Genomic DNA, 14,000 nt, shown 5'->3' on the forward strand with positions numbered 1-14,000 from the left:
AAACCGGCAGGGGGCATGGTCAGCCGGCGCCGCCCGTGGGCTTGCGCTTGCGCGGCCGCCGGCGGCGTCGACGCGGCCTGGAGGCGGGCTCAGCTCCATCGTCGGCCGGCTCGGCCGTCGGGGTGGCGCCGGCCTCGCGCCGGGCAGCGGAATCCACCGCGGCGACACGGGCGTTCTCGTCCATCGCCTGCAGCCCGGTCCAGAATTCGGCCAGCGCCGGGTCCGCGTCGCCCACCTGCGCGCGCAGGCAGAGGAAATCGTAAGCGGCGCGGAAACGTCCCTGCCCCAGCATGCCGAGCACCCGGCGGCCGCGGGTCCGCTGCAGCCGCAGTTGCATCACCATCAGCTCCTTCATGGGCGTGGTGATCCGGCGCGGCACGGCCACGCGGCCCTGCTGGCCGTCCGCGACCTCGTCCGCGGCGAGCAACATCGCCTGTATGGGTGGCTCGCCCGCTGCCTCGAGCGCGGCGGCGCGCAGTCGCACCGGTCCCCAGAGCAGCACGGCGAACAGAAAGACCGGCGTGACCGGCTCGTCTTCCGCCACCCGCTGGTCGGTGTTCTTCAGCGCTGCAAGCAGCAGGGCGCGATACGGGTCGCCTTCCTCGCTGTCGAGCAGCCGGTCCGTGGCCGGGAACAGCTGGGCGAAATGGCCGTAGTGCCGCAACAGCTCATAGGAGGCTACGCCATGCCCACCCAGGAACAGTTTCAGCACTTCCTCAAACAGCCGCGCGGGCGGCACCGAATCGAGCAGCCCCGCAAGTTCGCGCAGCGGCCGTTCGCTCTCCGGATCGACGCGAAAACCAAGCTTCGCGGCGAAACGCACCGCGCGCAGCAGTCGCACGGGATCTTCGCGGTAGCGCGCTTCGGGGTCGCCGATGAGGCGCAGCACGCCGGCCCGGATGTCGTCCACGCCGCCGGCGTAGTCCCAGATCGAGAAGTCTTCGATGTTGTAGTACAGCGCATTGGCCGTGAAATCACGGCGCCAGATGTCGTCGTCGATGCTGCCGTAGCGATTGTCGCGCAGGATGCGGCCTTCATCGTCCAGCACCACCAGCGCCTCGTCCGCCCCCGCTTCGCCCTCGTCGCCGGAGGCACGGAAGGTCGCGACCTCGACGATGTCGCGACCGAAGTAGACGTGGGCGAGCCGAAAGCGCCGACCGATGAGGCGGCAGTTACGGAACAGCCGCCGCACGTCCTCCGGGTGGGCGTCGGTGGCGATGTCGAAGTCCTTCGGCTCGCGCCCGAGCAGCAGGTCGCGCACCCCGCCGCCGACGAGGAACGCCTGGTATCCGGCCTCGCGCAGGCGATACATCACCTTCAGCGCGTTGCGCGAGATATTCGACCTGGAGATGTTGTGTTCCGGCCGGGGTATCACCCGAGGGGGCGTGCCCATGCCTGTCGCCGCGCTGGCCAATCCGTGTCCGCCTGTATGAACCAAGCCCGCAAGTTTACCACCAAGGCGCAGCCCCGGCGCCGGCCCATTGAGTCGGGCGGGCGGTGCCGTTACAATGCGCCGCTCGCTGCACCTCCCGGTGCGCAAGGCGGCCCGACGCTCCGTTCGTCTAGTGGTTAGGACGCTGGCCTCTCACGCCGGTAACAGGGGTTCGAATCCCCTACGGAGCGCCACCTTCCCGCGGCAGATCCGCCCGAGGTCGCAACGCCATGAGCCATGCCCCAGTTGCCCTTCTCGCAGGCGCCACCGGCGCCGTCGGCAGTCGCCTGCTGGCACGCCTGCTCGAACGCCCCGGTCTTGCCCAGGTCGTAGTGGTCGCGCGCAGTCCGGCGCCGTTGCGGCACGCCCGCTTGCGCTGGGTGCATGCCGAGCTGGACAACCAGGCGCAGGCCCTGGCGGGCCTGCAGGCCGATGCGGCTTTTTGCTGCCTGGGCACCACCATGAGGCAGGCCGGCAGCAGGGCCGCCTTCCGCGCCGTGGACCTGCACGGCGTGGCCGCGTTCGCCGCTGCGGCGCACGCCGCCGGCGCAAGCTTCTTCGGCCTCGTCTCTGCGGCCGGCGCCGACCCGAGGGCACGCAATTTCTACCTGCGTACCAAGGGCGAGGCGGAGGCGCGCGTCGCGGCCCTGGCTTTCCCCAGCCTCGCCATCATGCAGCCGGGCCTCCTGCGCGGCGCGCGGCGCGAGTTCCGTCTCGGCGAGCGCGTCGGCCAGGTCGTCGCGCCCCTGGCCGACCGCATCTTGCTGGGCCCGCTGGCACGCTATCGCAGCGTGCCGGTCGAGATCGTCGCGCGCGCCCTGGACGCTGCCGGGCAGGACCCTGCGCCCGGCACGCGCCGCTTCGACGCGGCCGCAATGGAGACGCTCGCCCATGAACGCTGAGCTGTCGCAAGCGCCCCCGGGCCTGCCGCGCCGGCTCATGGCCATGCTCTACGACGGACTGGTGCTGTGTGCGCTGCTCATGGTCGCAGGCGCCACCTGGGTCGCCCTGCATCGCGCCGCCGCGCCGCCCGGCGACTGGGCCTTCCGCGCCTACCTGCTGGCGGTCTGCGCAGTGTTCTATGCCGGCTTCTGGACCCGCGGCGAGACGCTGGGCCTGCGCGCCTGGAAGCTGCGGATCGAGGGTCCGAACGGGCGCCCCCCGGGATGGGGGCGCGCCCTGCTCCGCTTTGCCGCAGCCATCCTGTCTTGGTTGCCCGCCGGGCTGGGTTTCCTGTGGGTCCTGGTGGACCGGGACCGTCTCGCCTGGCATGACCGGCTGTCGGGCACGCGCCTGGTCCTGCGTACTGACTAGCGCCGCCCGGCGCCAGGGCAGGTTCAGCGCACCCGTGACAGGCCGAACATCGCGGCCAGGAAGATTGCCGCCACCGGCAACCACGCCGTCAGCCAGATCGGCGCCCCATACACCTGCGCGCCGTCGGCCAGCGCGCCCTTGCCCAGGATGTAGACGATACCGACCAGGAAGCCGACGACAAAGCGCGCGCTGTTTCCGCCTGAGCGCAACGGGCCGAACACGAAGGGCAGCGCCAGCAACAGCATGGCGGGCACCGCGGCCACGTTGGCGACGCGCTGCCACAGCGCCATCTCGTAGCGGCCCGCCTGCAGGTCGTTGGCCTCGAGATAACGGATGTACTCGCGCAACATCGGTATGCTCATGCTGTTGGTGTCGATGACGGAGACCGACATCACGCCGGGATCGATGCCGGTCTCGAGCACCAGCGTGTCCAGCTGCTCGGTCAGGATGGTCGCCCCGATGCGCGTCACCGCGACATCTTCCAGCGTCCACTGGCGATCAGCGCCGACCTGGGCGCGGCGGGCGAGCGCAACCGACTCGAGGCGGCCGCCCTCGTCAAAGCGATAGACATAGACGCCGCCGAGCCGCTCCAGGCTCTCCAGCTGGAGGATGTTGAAGATGCGCTCGCCATCGCGCAGCCAGCTGCCAGACAGGCCGGAGAGGCTGTCGCGGTCGCGCTTCAGCTCGTCCGAGTAGGCGTCGGCAAAACGCTCCGCGCCGGGCATCACCAGCTCCCCGACCGCGCCGGCCGCGCCGGCGAATACGGCGCCGGCCAGGAGCATGGAATAGGCCAGGCGGCGCAGCCCGACCCCGGCGGCACGCAGCGCCACCAGCTCGCTGTGCTTGGCCAGCGCGCCGAGGCCCATCATCCCGCCCAGCAAGGCGGCGATGGGGAACACGTCGAAAGCATTGCGCGGCAGGTGTGCGATGACGACGACGAAGGCGTCCACCGCCTGGAAAGTGCCCTTGCCCACGTCCTGCAGCTCGCCGGTCAGGCCGATGAAGCCGATCAGCGCGAGCAACACGACGAGCACGAGCAGCGTGGCCCGGCCCGCCGCCAACGCCATATAGCGGTCGAGGATGTTCATGCCGCCCGCCGCCGTGCGCGCAGCCGCCAGGCCCCGCCGTCCTGCAGGTAAAGCATCAGCAGGGCGACGCCGCCGATCGCCACATGGACCCACCACAGGCCGAGCCAGACGGGCACGCGACCGGTCTCCAGCAGCATGCGGCCGACGCCCAGCGCGTTGCTGTAGATGATGAACACGAGGACGGCGAAACCCAGCCTGCCGTAGCGGCCCGAGCGCGGCGGCGCGCGACCCAGGGGTACGGCGAGCAGGGTGAGGATGAGCAGGGACACCGGCGCCGACAGGCGCCAGTGCAATTCGGCATGGTCCTCGGGCGCCCCGGTGCCGAGCAGGCTGAGCGTGGGCATCTGCTCGCGCTTGCGTGTCGGGTCGCTGCGTCGGGGCACCGGCAGGGGAATGCCGTGTTCCTCGAAACGCGCGGTGCGGAACTCGGCGCTGCCCGGCCGCCCCGAGTACCGGACGCCGTCGTAGAGCACGAGGAAGTTCTCGTCGCGCTCGAGTGACAGGCGCTGCTCGGCACGCGCCGCCGTCACCACCTCGACAGTCTCCTCCACGCGCTGCTGGATGAAAATGCCCGTCAGTTGCCCGTCCGCGTCCCGGTCACGCGCATAGAACACCAGCCTGCCGGCGGACGCACTGCGAAAGCGCCCCGGCTCCAACGCGGTGAGCTGGACCTGGCGCTGGCCCTCCTGGCGGATGTCCTGCGCCTTGGCCGCAGCCCAAGGCGCAACATCGAAGCTGAGCCAGGCCAGCACGCTGGCCGCCAGCGCGGCACCCCAGAGCAGCGGCCGCAGGATCTGGACGGCGCCGATGCCGCAGGCATTCAGCGCCGCCATCTCGCTGTCGCGGTACAGGCGGCCCAGGGCGAGCATCACGGCGAAGAAAAAAGCGGCCGGCACGAGCAGGCTGAGATACTCGACGGTGGTCAGCCCCATGAGCTGCAGCACGGTTTCGCGGGGGATACGGTCGGCGGCGGCTCGCGCCAGCCCGCGGGCGAACTGGTCGCCGAGCAGGATCAGCATGAGCACGACCGTGACGCCGAGGAAGTTGCGCACGGTCTCACGCAGTATGTAGCGATTGATGATCCCTGACACGGCGCGCGCAGTTTCGGCCTGCCCCCTAATCCATTAAACTTCCGCATCTTACCGCGTCCAAGGCGCGTCACGCCGCTCCCGGCGGCAGAACCTGAGGAGAGCGAATGATGGATTTCACGGCGAAGACCGGCTCGGCGGCGACCGTCAGGACCGATTGCGCCATCGTCGGCGTGTACAAGGACGGCAGGCTCTCCGCGGCCGCCATGGAAATCGACGCGGTGTCCGACAAGCTGGTCAGCGGCCTGGTCAAGTCCGGTGACTTCCGCGGCCAGGCCGGCGCCACGCTGCTGGTGCACAAGCCCGCCGGCGCGAGCGCGAAGCGCCTGCTGCTGGTCGGCCTGGGCGAAGCCGGCAAGCTCGACCTCAAGGGCTGGCGCAAGGCGCATGGGGCGGCGGTGAAGGCCCTGCTCGGTACCGGCGCGAAGGAAGCGTTCAGCTTCCTTTCCAGTGAAACCGTCGCGGATGCCGACACCTACACCCTGGCGCGACATGCCGCCGAGGCCGCGGAAGAAGCGGCGTATCGCTTCGACGAACTGAAGTCCAGCCTGGACACGCCGCCGCCCGTGTTCGGCAAGCTGGCCATGTGGGTCGCCGACCGCAAGTCGCAGTCCGCCGCCAGCACAGGCTTCAAGCACGGCCAGGCCGTCGCCGAGGGACAGTCCCTCGCGCGGCGTCTCGGCAACCTGCCCGGCAACGTCTGCACCCCGACCTATCTCGCCGCAGCAGCGAAGAAACTGGCCGCCGCGCACCAGGGCCTGAAAATCTCCGTGGTGGAGCAGGCGCAGATGAAGAAGCTGGGCATGAACGCCCTGCTCTCCGTAGCCCAGGGCAGCCGCCAGCCGCCCAAGCTGATCGTGCTGGAATGGCGCGGCGGCCCGAAGCAGAAGGCGCCGGTGGCACTGGTCGGCAAGGCCATCACTTTCGACACCGGCGGCATCTCGATTAAGCCCGCCCCGGCCATGGACGAGATGAAGTTCGACATGTGCGGCGGCGCCAGCGTCATCGGCACCATGGCCACCGTGGCGCGACTGAACCTGCCGATCAACGTGGTCGGCCTGGTGCCCGCGGCGGAGAACATGCCCGACGGCCTGGCCAGCCGTCCCGGCGACATCGTCAAGACCATGTCCGGCCAGACCGTGGAGATTCTGAACACGGACGCCGAGGGCCGGCTCATCCTGTGCGACGCCCTCACCTATTCGCGCCGCTACAAGCCCTCCGCCGTGATCGACATCGCCACCCTTACCGGCGCCTGCGTGATCGCGCTCGGCCACCACCTCAGCGGCCTCATGAGCAGCGACGACATGCTCGCCAACGAGTTGCTTCGCGCCGGGATCGATGCCGAGGACCGTGCCTGGCACCTGCCCATCGGCCCGGATTACGACGAGCAGCTGAAGAGCAACTTCGCCGACTTTGCCAACGTCGCCGGGCGCGACGCCGGCGCGGTCACGGCGGCGTGCTTCCTCAACCGCTTCACCCGCGATCTCAGCTGGGCCCACCTGGACATCGCCGGCACCGCATGGAAGACCGGCCAGGCCAAGGGCGCCACCGGCCGCCCGGTGCCGCTGCTGTCGCAGTTCCTGATGAGCCGGGCGGGCGTGGCCTGACGGCCGCGCACCCGAGCGGGATGACGCGCGTCGACTTCTACGTCCTCGAGGATACGGCCGACCAGGCACGGGAGCGTTTCGCCTGCCGGCTGGTCGAGAAAGCCTGGCGCCTGAAGCACAAGATCTACCTGCATGCGGCCTCTGCGCAGGAGGCGCAGCGCGTCGACCAGCTGTTGTGGACGTTCCGCGACGGCAGCTTCGTGCCGCATGCGCTGGAGTCCGGCGCGCTCGACGACACCCTGGCGGCAGCCACACCGGTGCGCATCGGGTCGGGCGCGGAGCCGGGCTTCGATGCCGACCTGCTGGTCAACCTGGACCGCGAGGTGCCGCTGTTCTTCAGCCGCTTCGAGCGCGTGGCCGAGATCGTCGCGGGCGAGGACGACAAGGCGGCGGCACGCGAGCGCTTCCGCTTCTACCGTGACCGGGGCTACACCCTGGAATATCACCAGATCGGCGTACCGCGCACATGAGCGAAGACAAGCCTTCCGACCCACGCCCCGTGCTGCGCCAAAAGGCGGCGGCCGAAGCTGCTTCCGCGCCCCCGGTGCTGCGCGCCGTGGCGGTGCCGGCGCCCGGGCAGTTGTCGGACCACGAGCTCGCGGCGCTAAAGGCAGAACTCGTGGCGGTGGCCTGGGAAGTGGTGGTAGACCTGCTGCACTCGGCGGTGCGCGAGGTCGAGGCCGCCCTGTTCGAGCAGGTGTCCTCGCGGCTGCGCGACGAACTGCCCGACATCGTCGAGCGCGCCCTGCGCAATCACCTGCGTTCCTGAACCCGGATTCAACTCCTCATGCAGAAGACCTATAACCCCGAGGACATCGAGGCCCGCATCTACGCCGACTGGGAGCGGCGCGGCTGTTTTGCACCCTCCGGCGAGGGCGAGCCGTACTGCATCATGCTGCCGCCGCCGAATGTCACCGGCACGCTGCACATGGGTCATGCCTTCCAGGACACCATCATGGATGCGCTCACCCGCCTGCAGCGCATGCGCGGGCGCAACACCCTGTGGCAGCCGGGCACCGACCACGCCGGCATCGCCACGCAGATGGTGGTGGAACGGCAGCTGAATGCCGAGGGCCTGCACCGGCGCGAACTGGGCCGCGAGCGCTTCGTGGCGCGGGTGTGGCAATGGAAGCAGGAGTCCGGCGACACCATCGAGCGCCAGCTCAAGCGGCTCGGCGCCTCCGTAGACTGGAGCCGGCACAAGTTCACCATGGATGCGGAGCTGTCCCGGGCGGTCACGCACGAGTTCGTCAGCCTGTACGAGGAGGGCCTGATCTACCGCGGCAAGCGGCTGGTCAACTGGGACCCGGTGCTGCACACGGCGTTGTCCGACCTCGAGGTGGTGAGTGAAGACGAACAGGGCAAGCTGTGGCATTTCCGCTATCCGCTGGCCGACGGCAGCGGCCACCTCGTGGTGGCGACCACGCGCCCTGAGACCATGCTGGGCGACACCGCCGTCGCCGTGCACCCGGACGACGAACGTTACGCGGCGCTGGTGGGACGCGAGATCGAGCTCCCCCTGACCGGCCGCCGCATCCCGATCATCGCCGACGACTATGTCGATCCCGAGTTCGGCAGCGGCTGCGTCAAGATCACGCCGGCGCATGACTTCAACGACTACGAGATCGGGCGCCGCCACGGGCTCGCGACGATCAACGTGCTCGACGACGACGCCTCGCTCAACGACAGCGTGCCGGCGGCCTATCGCGGGCTCGACCGCTTTGCCGCGCGCGAGCGCATCGTCGCCGACCTCGACGCCCTGGGCCTGCTGGAGCGCACGCAGGACCATCGCATGTTCGTGCCGCGCGGCGACCGCAGCGGCGCGGTGCTGGAGCCCTACCTGACGGACCAGTGGTACGTGAAGATCGCGCCCCTGGCCGAGCCTGCCATCGAGGCGGTGGAAGACGGCCGCGTGCGCTTCGTGCCGGAAAACTGGTCCAAGACCTACTTCGAGTGGATGCGCAACATCCAGGACTGGTGCATCAGCCGCCAGCTGTGGTGGGGACATCGCATCCCGGCGTGGTACGACCCGGACGGCGGCGTGCACGTGGGCCTGGACGAGGCCGACGCGCGGCACCGCAGCGGCCTGGGCGCAGACGTACCGCTGGCGCAGGACGAGGACGTCCTCGACACCTGGTTCTCCTCCGCGCTGTGGCCATTCAGCACGCTCGGCTGGCCCGACAAGACGCCGGCCCTGGCGACCTGGTACCCGGGCTCAGTGCTCGTGACCGGCTTCGACATCATCTTCTTCTGGGTCGCCCGGATGATCATGATGGGCCTGAAGTTCATGGGCGACGTGCCCTTCCGCGAGGTCTACATCCACGGCCTGGTACGCGACGGCGAAGGCCAGAAGATGTCGAAGTCCAAGGGCAACGTGCTGGACCCGCTGGACCTCATCGATGGCGTCGACCTGGAGACGCTGGTGGCGAAGCGCACAACCGGCATGATGCAGCCGCAGCTCCAGGCCCGCATCGAAAAAGCCACGCGCAAGGAATTCCCCGACGGCATCCCCGCCTTCGGCACCGACGCGCTGCGCTTCACCTTCGCCTCGCTCGCGACCACCGGCCGTGACGTGCGCCTCGACCTGGGACGGGTCGAGGGCTATCGCAACTTCTGCAACAAGCTCTGGAACGCCTCGCGTTTCGTGCTCATGAACACCGAGGGCCAGGACTGCGGCACGGACGGCGACATCGAGCTGGGCATCGCCGATCGCTGGATCCGCTCCCGCCTCGGCGCAGCGGCGCATGCCGCGCTCGAGGCCTTCGACGGCTACCGCCTGGACCTTGCCGCGCAGGCGATCTACGACTTCACCTGGCACGAGTTCTGCGACTGGTACTTGGAGCTGGTGAAGCCGGTGCTCAACGACGATGCGGCCGACCCGGCCCGCAAGCGCGGCACGCGGCGCACGCTGGTCGAGGTGCTGGAGGCGTTGCTGCGCTTGCTGCACCCGCTCATGCCCTTCATCACTGAGGAACTGTGGCAGCGCGCCGCGCCGCTGGCCGGTGTCACCGGCGACACCATCATGCTGCAGCCCTATCCCGACGCCGCGGACTACCCGCGCGACGAGTCCGCCGAGGCGGAGATGGCATGGCTGCAGGGCTTCGTGCTCGGCCTGCGCCAGGTGCGCGGCGAGATGAACATCGCCCCGGGCAAGCCGCTGCCGGTCCTGCTGCAGGACGCGAGCCCACGCGACCTGGCCTGGCTCGCCGCCCATCGCAGCCTGCTCACCGGCCTGGCGCGGCTGGAGTCCGTGCGACCGCTCGGGGACGACGAGCCGCCGCCCCCGGCCGCCGCGGTGCTGCTGGGCGAGATGCGGCTGCTGGTGCCCATGGCCGGGCTGATCGATGCCGCGGCCGAGATCGCGCGGCTGGAAAAACAGCGCGCCAGGCTCGACAGCGACCTCGCCAAGACCCGCGCCAAGCTCGACAAGCCGTCCTTCGTCGACAACGCCCCGGCGGCGGTGGTGGAAAAGGAGCGCCAGCGGGCCGAGGAGCTGGGCAGCGCCATCAGCAAGATCGAGCAGCAGCTGGAGCGCGTCCGTGCGCTCGCCTGAGTCACGTGCCATGCCCGGCGAGCAGGCCGCCGCGGACCTCGAGCAACTGCGCCAGGCACTGCAACTGCTCGAAGGTGTCATCCTGGGCAAGGAAAACCAGTTGCGGCTGTGCATCTCCTGCCTGCTGGCGGGGGGCCACCTTTTGATCGAGGACGTGCCCGGCGTAGGCAAGACCACCCTCGCGCACGGCCTGGCGCATGCCCTGGGCCTGTCCTGTCACCGCATCCAGTTCACCAGCGACCTGCTCCCCGCGGACATCGTCGGCGTCTCCGTCTACCAGCGCGACAGCGGCCGTTTCAGCTTCCATCCGGGCCCGGTGTTCGCACAACTGGTGCTGGCCGACGAGGTCAACCGCGCCACGCCGAAGGCACAGAGCGCACTGCTCGAAGCCATGGAGGAACGCCAGGTCACGGTGGACGGCGTCAGCCACCCCCTGCCGGAACCCTTCTTCGTCGTCGCCACGCAGAACCCCGCGGAACAGGTGGGCACCTTTCCCTTGCCGGAGTCGCAGCTGGATCGTTTCCTCATGCGCATTCGCCTTGGCTATCCCGAGCGGGCGCTGGAAAGGGAGTTGCTTCGCGGCGAAGACCGTCGTGCCTTGCTGCGCCGCCTGCCGGCCGCGGCAGCGCCGGCGGCGCTGCTGCGGCTGCGCGAAGAAGTGTCGCGCGTGCACGCCTCGGAAGCGCTGCTCGACTACGTGCAGGCGCTGGTGGCGTGGAGTCGCGAGCATCCGGGCTACGGCGCCGGGCTCTCGCCGCGCGCCGCCATCGCCCTGTTGCGCGCCGCCCGCGCCTGGGCGCTGCTCGACGGCCGCCACGCCGTCATCCCGGAAGACGTCCAGGCCGTCACCCCGGCCGTGGTCGGCCATCGCTTGCGCACCGAGGGCGAATCGACGGGCGACGATCCCGGGGAACGCCTTGTCGCAGCCGTCCCCATCCCCTGAGACAGCGGCACCGGCGGCCCGCGCCGCCGGCAGCCGCGTGCGCAACCGCCTCGCGCGCCTGGCGGCGAACTGGGCGCGGCGGCGGCAGGGTCCCGACCCCGACCCGGTAAGCCTGCATCGCCAGCGCATCTACATCCTGCCCACGGCGCTGGGCGCAGGCTATGGCCTCAGCCTGTTCGGCATGTTGCTGGCGTCGATGAACTACAACAACAGCATGGGCTTCATGCTGACGTTCCTGCTCGCCGGGCTCGGCCTGGTGACCATGCACTGGTGCCACCAGAATCTCAGCGGCCTGGTGGCGCGCGGCCTGCATCTGCGCCCGGCCTTCGCCGGCAGCCCCGCCCGCCTCGAAATGACGCTGGAAAATACCGGCTCCGGGCCCCGCCACGATCTCGAGAGTGAATGTGCAGGGGCGCGTTCGGCCGCGCTCGACCTGGCGCCCCTGCGCACTGGCGAGGTGCACATCGAGCTGCCCACCACGCGGCGCGGGCGGCTGCGGGTCGAGCGCATCCGGGTCAGCACCGCATTCCCCTTCGGCCTGTTCCGCGCCTGGGCGTGGATTCATCCCGAGTGCCAGACCGTGGTTTATCCGGTACCGGCCCGCCATGCGCCAGCGCCTCCCAGCGGTGGTCCGGAAGACGCCGAGGGCCGCTGGAACGAACACCAGGGCGAGGACGACTTTGCCGGGCTGCGCGCGTTCCGCAGCGGCGACTCGCCGCGCCGCATCGCCTGGAAGGCGGCTGCACGGGGCGGTGAACTGCCGGTGAAGCAATTTGCCGGCAGCGCCCGCGGCAGCGCGTGGCTGGACTGGCACAGCCTGCCGCCGCTGAGCGACGAGGAGCGGCTGTCGGTGCTGTGCCGCTGGGTGCTGGATGCGCATGCGGGCGGCGGGGCTTTCGGGCTGCGCCTCCCGGGCACGGTCATCGCGCCGGCGATCGGGCCGGCCCATCGCCATCGCTGTCTCGCCGCGCTGGCACTCTACCCCGGCGGCGCGGGCCCGGCGGATGGCTGATCCCACGGCGCTGCGTCTCGGCTGGATGCTCGCTGCGCTGGCGCTGGCGCTGGCGCCCGCGGTACCCCGGCTGCCGCCATGGATCACGCTGGTGTTCGTCGCTGCCGCGGCGTGGCGCCTGGCGATGCAGCGGCATGGCTGGCGCCTGCCGCCGTCGTGGCTGCGCCTCGCCCTCGCCGGCGCCTGCGTCGTCGGCGTGCTGTTCACCTATCGCACCCTGAACGGGCTCGAGGCGGGCGGCGCGCTGCTGGTCGTGATGGGCGCGATGAAGCTGCTCGAGACCCGCAGTCGCCGCGACATCCAGGTGCTCGCCTTCATCGGCTATTTCATCGTCATGATGCAGCTGCTCTACGACCAGCCCATCTGGAGCCTGCCGTGGCTGGCGCTCGGCGTCGCGGTCATCACGCTGGCGTTGTTGCAGGGCGTGCGCGTGGGCGCGCCGCTGCCCTGGCGCACCGCGAGCGCCATGGTGCTGCGCATGCTGGCCTTCGCGGTCCCGGTGGCGCTGGTGCTGTTCCTGCTGTTCCCGCGCGTCCCCGGGCCGTTCTGGGCGCTGCCCTCGCGCGGCGATGCGGGGGTTTCTGGCCTGTCCGACGAGATGTCGCCTGGCACGATCTCGAACCTGATCCAGTCGGACGAAGTCGCGTTCCGGGCCAGCTTCGACGGGCCGCTGCCACCACCGTCCCAGCGTTACTGGCGCGGCCCGGTGTTGGAGCGTTTCGACGGCTGGACCTGGTCGGACCTGGAGCGGCTGCCACGCCTCAGCCAGCAGGTGGAACTGCGTGGCGCCTCGTACCGCTACCGCATCACGCTCGAGCCGCACGGCCGGGCCTGGCTGCTGGGCATGGACTTCCCGGGTGACTGGGCGGACAGCGACGCATTCCTCACGCACGAGTTCCAGCTGGTGTCGCGGCGGCCGGTGGACAGCGTGAAGGCCATCGACGTCGAATCCTGGCCGGACGCCCTGGTGGAACCTGAGCTCAAGCCGCTGGCCCGCTTCCGCGGCCTGCAATTGCCGCAGGACCGAAATCCACGCACAGCGGAAATGGCGCAGTCGCTGCGGGCGTCGGCAGGATCGGACCAGGCATTCGTGGACGCGGTGCTGGCGCATTTCCGCAACGAGCCCTTCGTCTACACCTTGCAGCCGCCTGCGCTCACCTCGACGCACCCGGTGGACGAGTTCCTGTTTCGCACCCGGCGGGGCTTCTGCGAACACTACGCCTCGGCGTTCACCATGATGGCCCGCGCCGCAGGCATTCCGGCCCGCGTCGTGACCGGCTACCAGGGGGGCGAGATCAACCCTATCGGCGGGCGCCTGGTGGTGCGCCAGTCGGATGCCCACGCCTGGTCCGAGGTCTGGCTGGAGGGCCGCGGCTGGGTGCGCGTCGACCCAACCGGCGCCATCGCCCCGGAGCGCGTCGAGCAGGGGCTGGGCGAAGCCCTGCCGGCGGGCGAACGGGTCCCAGGCGCTGCCTTGCGCGAGCTGTACGGCGTGCGGACTTTGAGCCAGGGCTGGGACGCGCTGAACAGCATGTGGACTGACTGGGTGCTGGGCTACGGCCCGGAGCGGCAGCTCGCGCTGCTGGCGCGGCTCGGCCTGCCCAACGCGGACTGGCGTGCCCTGGTGGTCGGCCTGGTGGTGCTGGTCGCCCTCATCATGGGCAGCCTGACGCTGTGGCTGGCCTGGCGGCTGCGACCGCCGCCGGAACCCGAGGTGGTGCGTCTCTACCGCGAGTTCTGCCGCCGCATGGCGAAGGCGAGCCTGGAGCGCCGGCCGCAGGAAGGCCCGCAAGACTTCGCCGCGCGCATCGCCGCCCAGCGCCCCGCGCTGGCGCCGGCCGCAGAGCGCATCACGCGCCTCTACCTGGCCTTGCGTTACGAGCCGCGCGGCGGCGACGAGGCGCTGCTGTCGTTGTTGCGGCTGGAGCTGCGGCGCCTGCGCACCTGAGGCCAGGGACGGCGC

The 14,000-nt window shown here is 70.3% G+C and carries 12 protein-coding genes and 1 tRNA gene; 10 read left to right on the plus strand and 3 right to left on the minus strand.

The genetic code is table 11. The features are described 5' to 3' along the window. Window positions 1-19: 19 nt before the first annotated feature. A complete protein-coding gene (gene pcnB, locus G8346_RS07385) occupies window positions 20-1,393 on the minus strand; it encodes a polynucleotide adenylyltransferase PcnB (RefSeq protein WP_166049769.1) in 1,374 nt (457 codons plus the stop codon). A 158-nt stretch (window positions 1,394-1,551) separates the two neighbouring features. Here pcnB and G8346_RS07390 point away from each other — a divergent pair. The 3 genes from G8346_RS07390 (at window position 1,552) to G8346_RS07400 (ending at window position 2,746) form a co-directional block, all read left to right on the plus strand. Further along, a tRNA-Glu gene (locus tag G8346_RS07390) sits at window positions 1,552-1,626 on the plus strand. A gap of 36 nt (window positions 1,627-1,662) precedes the next feature. Continuing rightward, window positions 1,663-2,334 carry an NAD(P)H-binding protein gene (locus G8346_RS07395; RefSeq protein WP_166049771.1) on the plus strand — a complete coding sequence of 224 codons (672 nt, stop codon included), beginning with the start codon at window positions 1,663-1,665 and terminating at the stop codon, window positions 2,332-2,334. Further along, window positions 2,324-2,746, plus strand: a complete 423-nt coding sequence (locus tag G8346_RS07400) for an RDD family protein (protein ID WP_166049773.1) — start codon at window positions 2,324-2,326, stop codon at window positions 2,744-2,746. The genes G8346_RS07395 and G8346_RS07400 overlap by 11 nt, the downstream gene beginning before the upstream one ends. Window positions 2,747-2,769: 23 nt before the next feature. Here G8346_RS07400 and lptG read toward each other — a convergent pair whose 3' ends face one another. Further along, the gene (gene lptG / locus G8346_RS07405; protein ID WP_166049775.1) at window positions 2,770-3,834 is read right to left on the minus strand and encodes an LPS export ABC transporter permease LptG; all 1,065 of its coding nucleotides are present in this window, start codon (window positions 3,832-3,834) and stop codon (window positions 2,770-2,772) included. Beyond that, window positions 3,831-4,925 (minus strand): LPS export ABC transporter permease LptF, encoded by a 1,095-nt coding sequence (lptF, locus tag G8346_RS07410; RefSeq protein WP_166049777.1) that lies wholly within the window; start codon window positions 4,923-4,925, stop codon window positions 3,831-3,833. Before lptF ends, lptG begins: the two co-directional genes overlap by 4 nt. A 107-nt stretch (window positions 4,926-5,032) precedes the next feature. On the opposite strand from lptF, the gene G8346_RS07415 reads away from it, so the two are divergent. The 7 genes from G8346_RS07415 to G8346_RS07445 are packed head-to-tail and all read left to right on the plus strand — an operon-like array spanning window position 5,033 to window position 13,985. Beyond that, entirely contained in the window at window positions 5,033-6,529 is a 1,497-nt protein-coding gene (locus G8346_RS07415; protein ID WP_166050603.1) for a leucyl aminopeptidase, read from the plus strand. A 20-nt stretch (window positions 6,530-6,549) separates the two neighbouring features. Continuing rightward, on the plus strand, window positions 6,550-6,999 hold the full coding sequence (locus G8346_RS07420; RefSeq protein WP_166049779.1) for a DNA polymerase III subunit chi: 450 nt from the start codon (window positions 6,550-6,552) through the stop codon (window positions 6,997-6,999). Beyond that, window positions 6,996-7,298, plus strand: a complete 303-nt coding sequence (locus G8346_RS07425; protein ID WP_166049781.1) for a hypothetical protein — start codon at window positions 6,996-6,998, stop codon at window positions 7,296-7,298. Before G8346_RS07420 ends, G8346_RS07425 begins: the two co-directional genes overlap by 4 nt. A gap of 18 nt (window positions 7,299-7,316) precedes the next feature. Beyond that, window positions 7,317-10,082: a valine--tRNA ligase gene (locus G8346_RS07430; protein WP_166049783.1), complete on the plus strand. Its 2,766-nt coding sequence runs from the start codon at window positions 7,317-7,319 to the stop codon at window positions 10,080-10,082. 10 nt (window positions 10,083-10,092) lie between these two features. Then, entirely contained in the window at window positions 10,093-11,025 is a 933-nt protein-coding gene (locus G8346_RS07435) for a MoxR family ATPase (RefSeq protein WP_166049786.1), read from the plus strand. A gap of 37 nt (window positions 11,026-11,062) precedes the next feature. Continuing rightward, a complete protein-coding gene (locus tag G8346_RS07440) occupies window positions 11,063-12,037 on the plus strand; it encodes a DUF58 domain-containing protein (protein WP_166049788.1) in 975 nt (324 codons plus the stop codon). Then, window positions 12,030-13,985 carry a DUF3488 and transglutaminase-like domain-containing protein gene (locus G8346_RS07445; RefSeq protein ID WP_166049790.1) on the plus strand — a complete coding sequence of 652 codons (1,956 nt, stop codon included), beginning with the start codon at window positions 12,030-12,032 and terminating at the stop codon, window positions 13,983-13,985. Before G8346_RS07440 ends, G8346_RS07445 begins: the two co-directional genes overlap by 8 nt. The last annotated feature ends 15 nt before the right edge of the window (window positions 13,986-14,000 follow it).

The sequence above is a fragment of the Thioalkalivibrio sp. XN279 genome (genome assembly GCF_011089885.1).
GTDB lineage: Bacteria > Pseudomonadota > Gammaproteobacteria > Steroidobacterales > XN24 > XN24.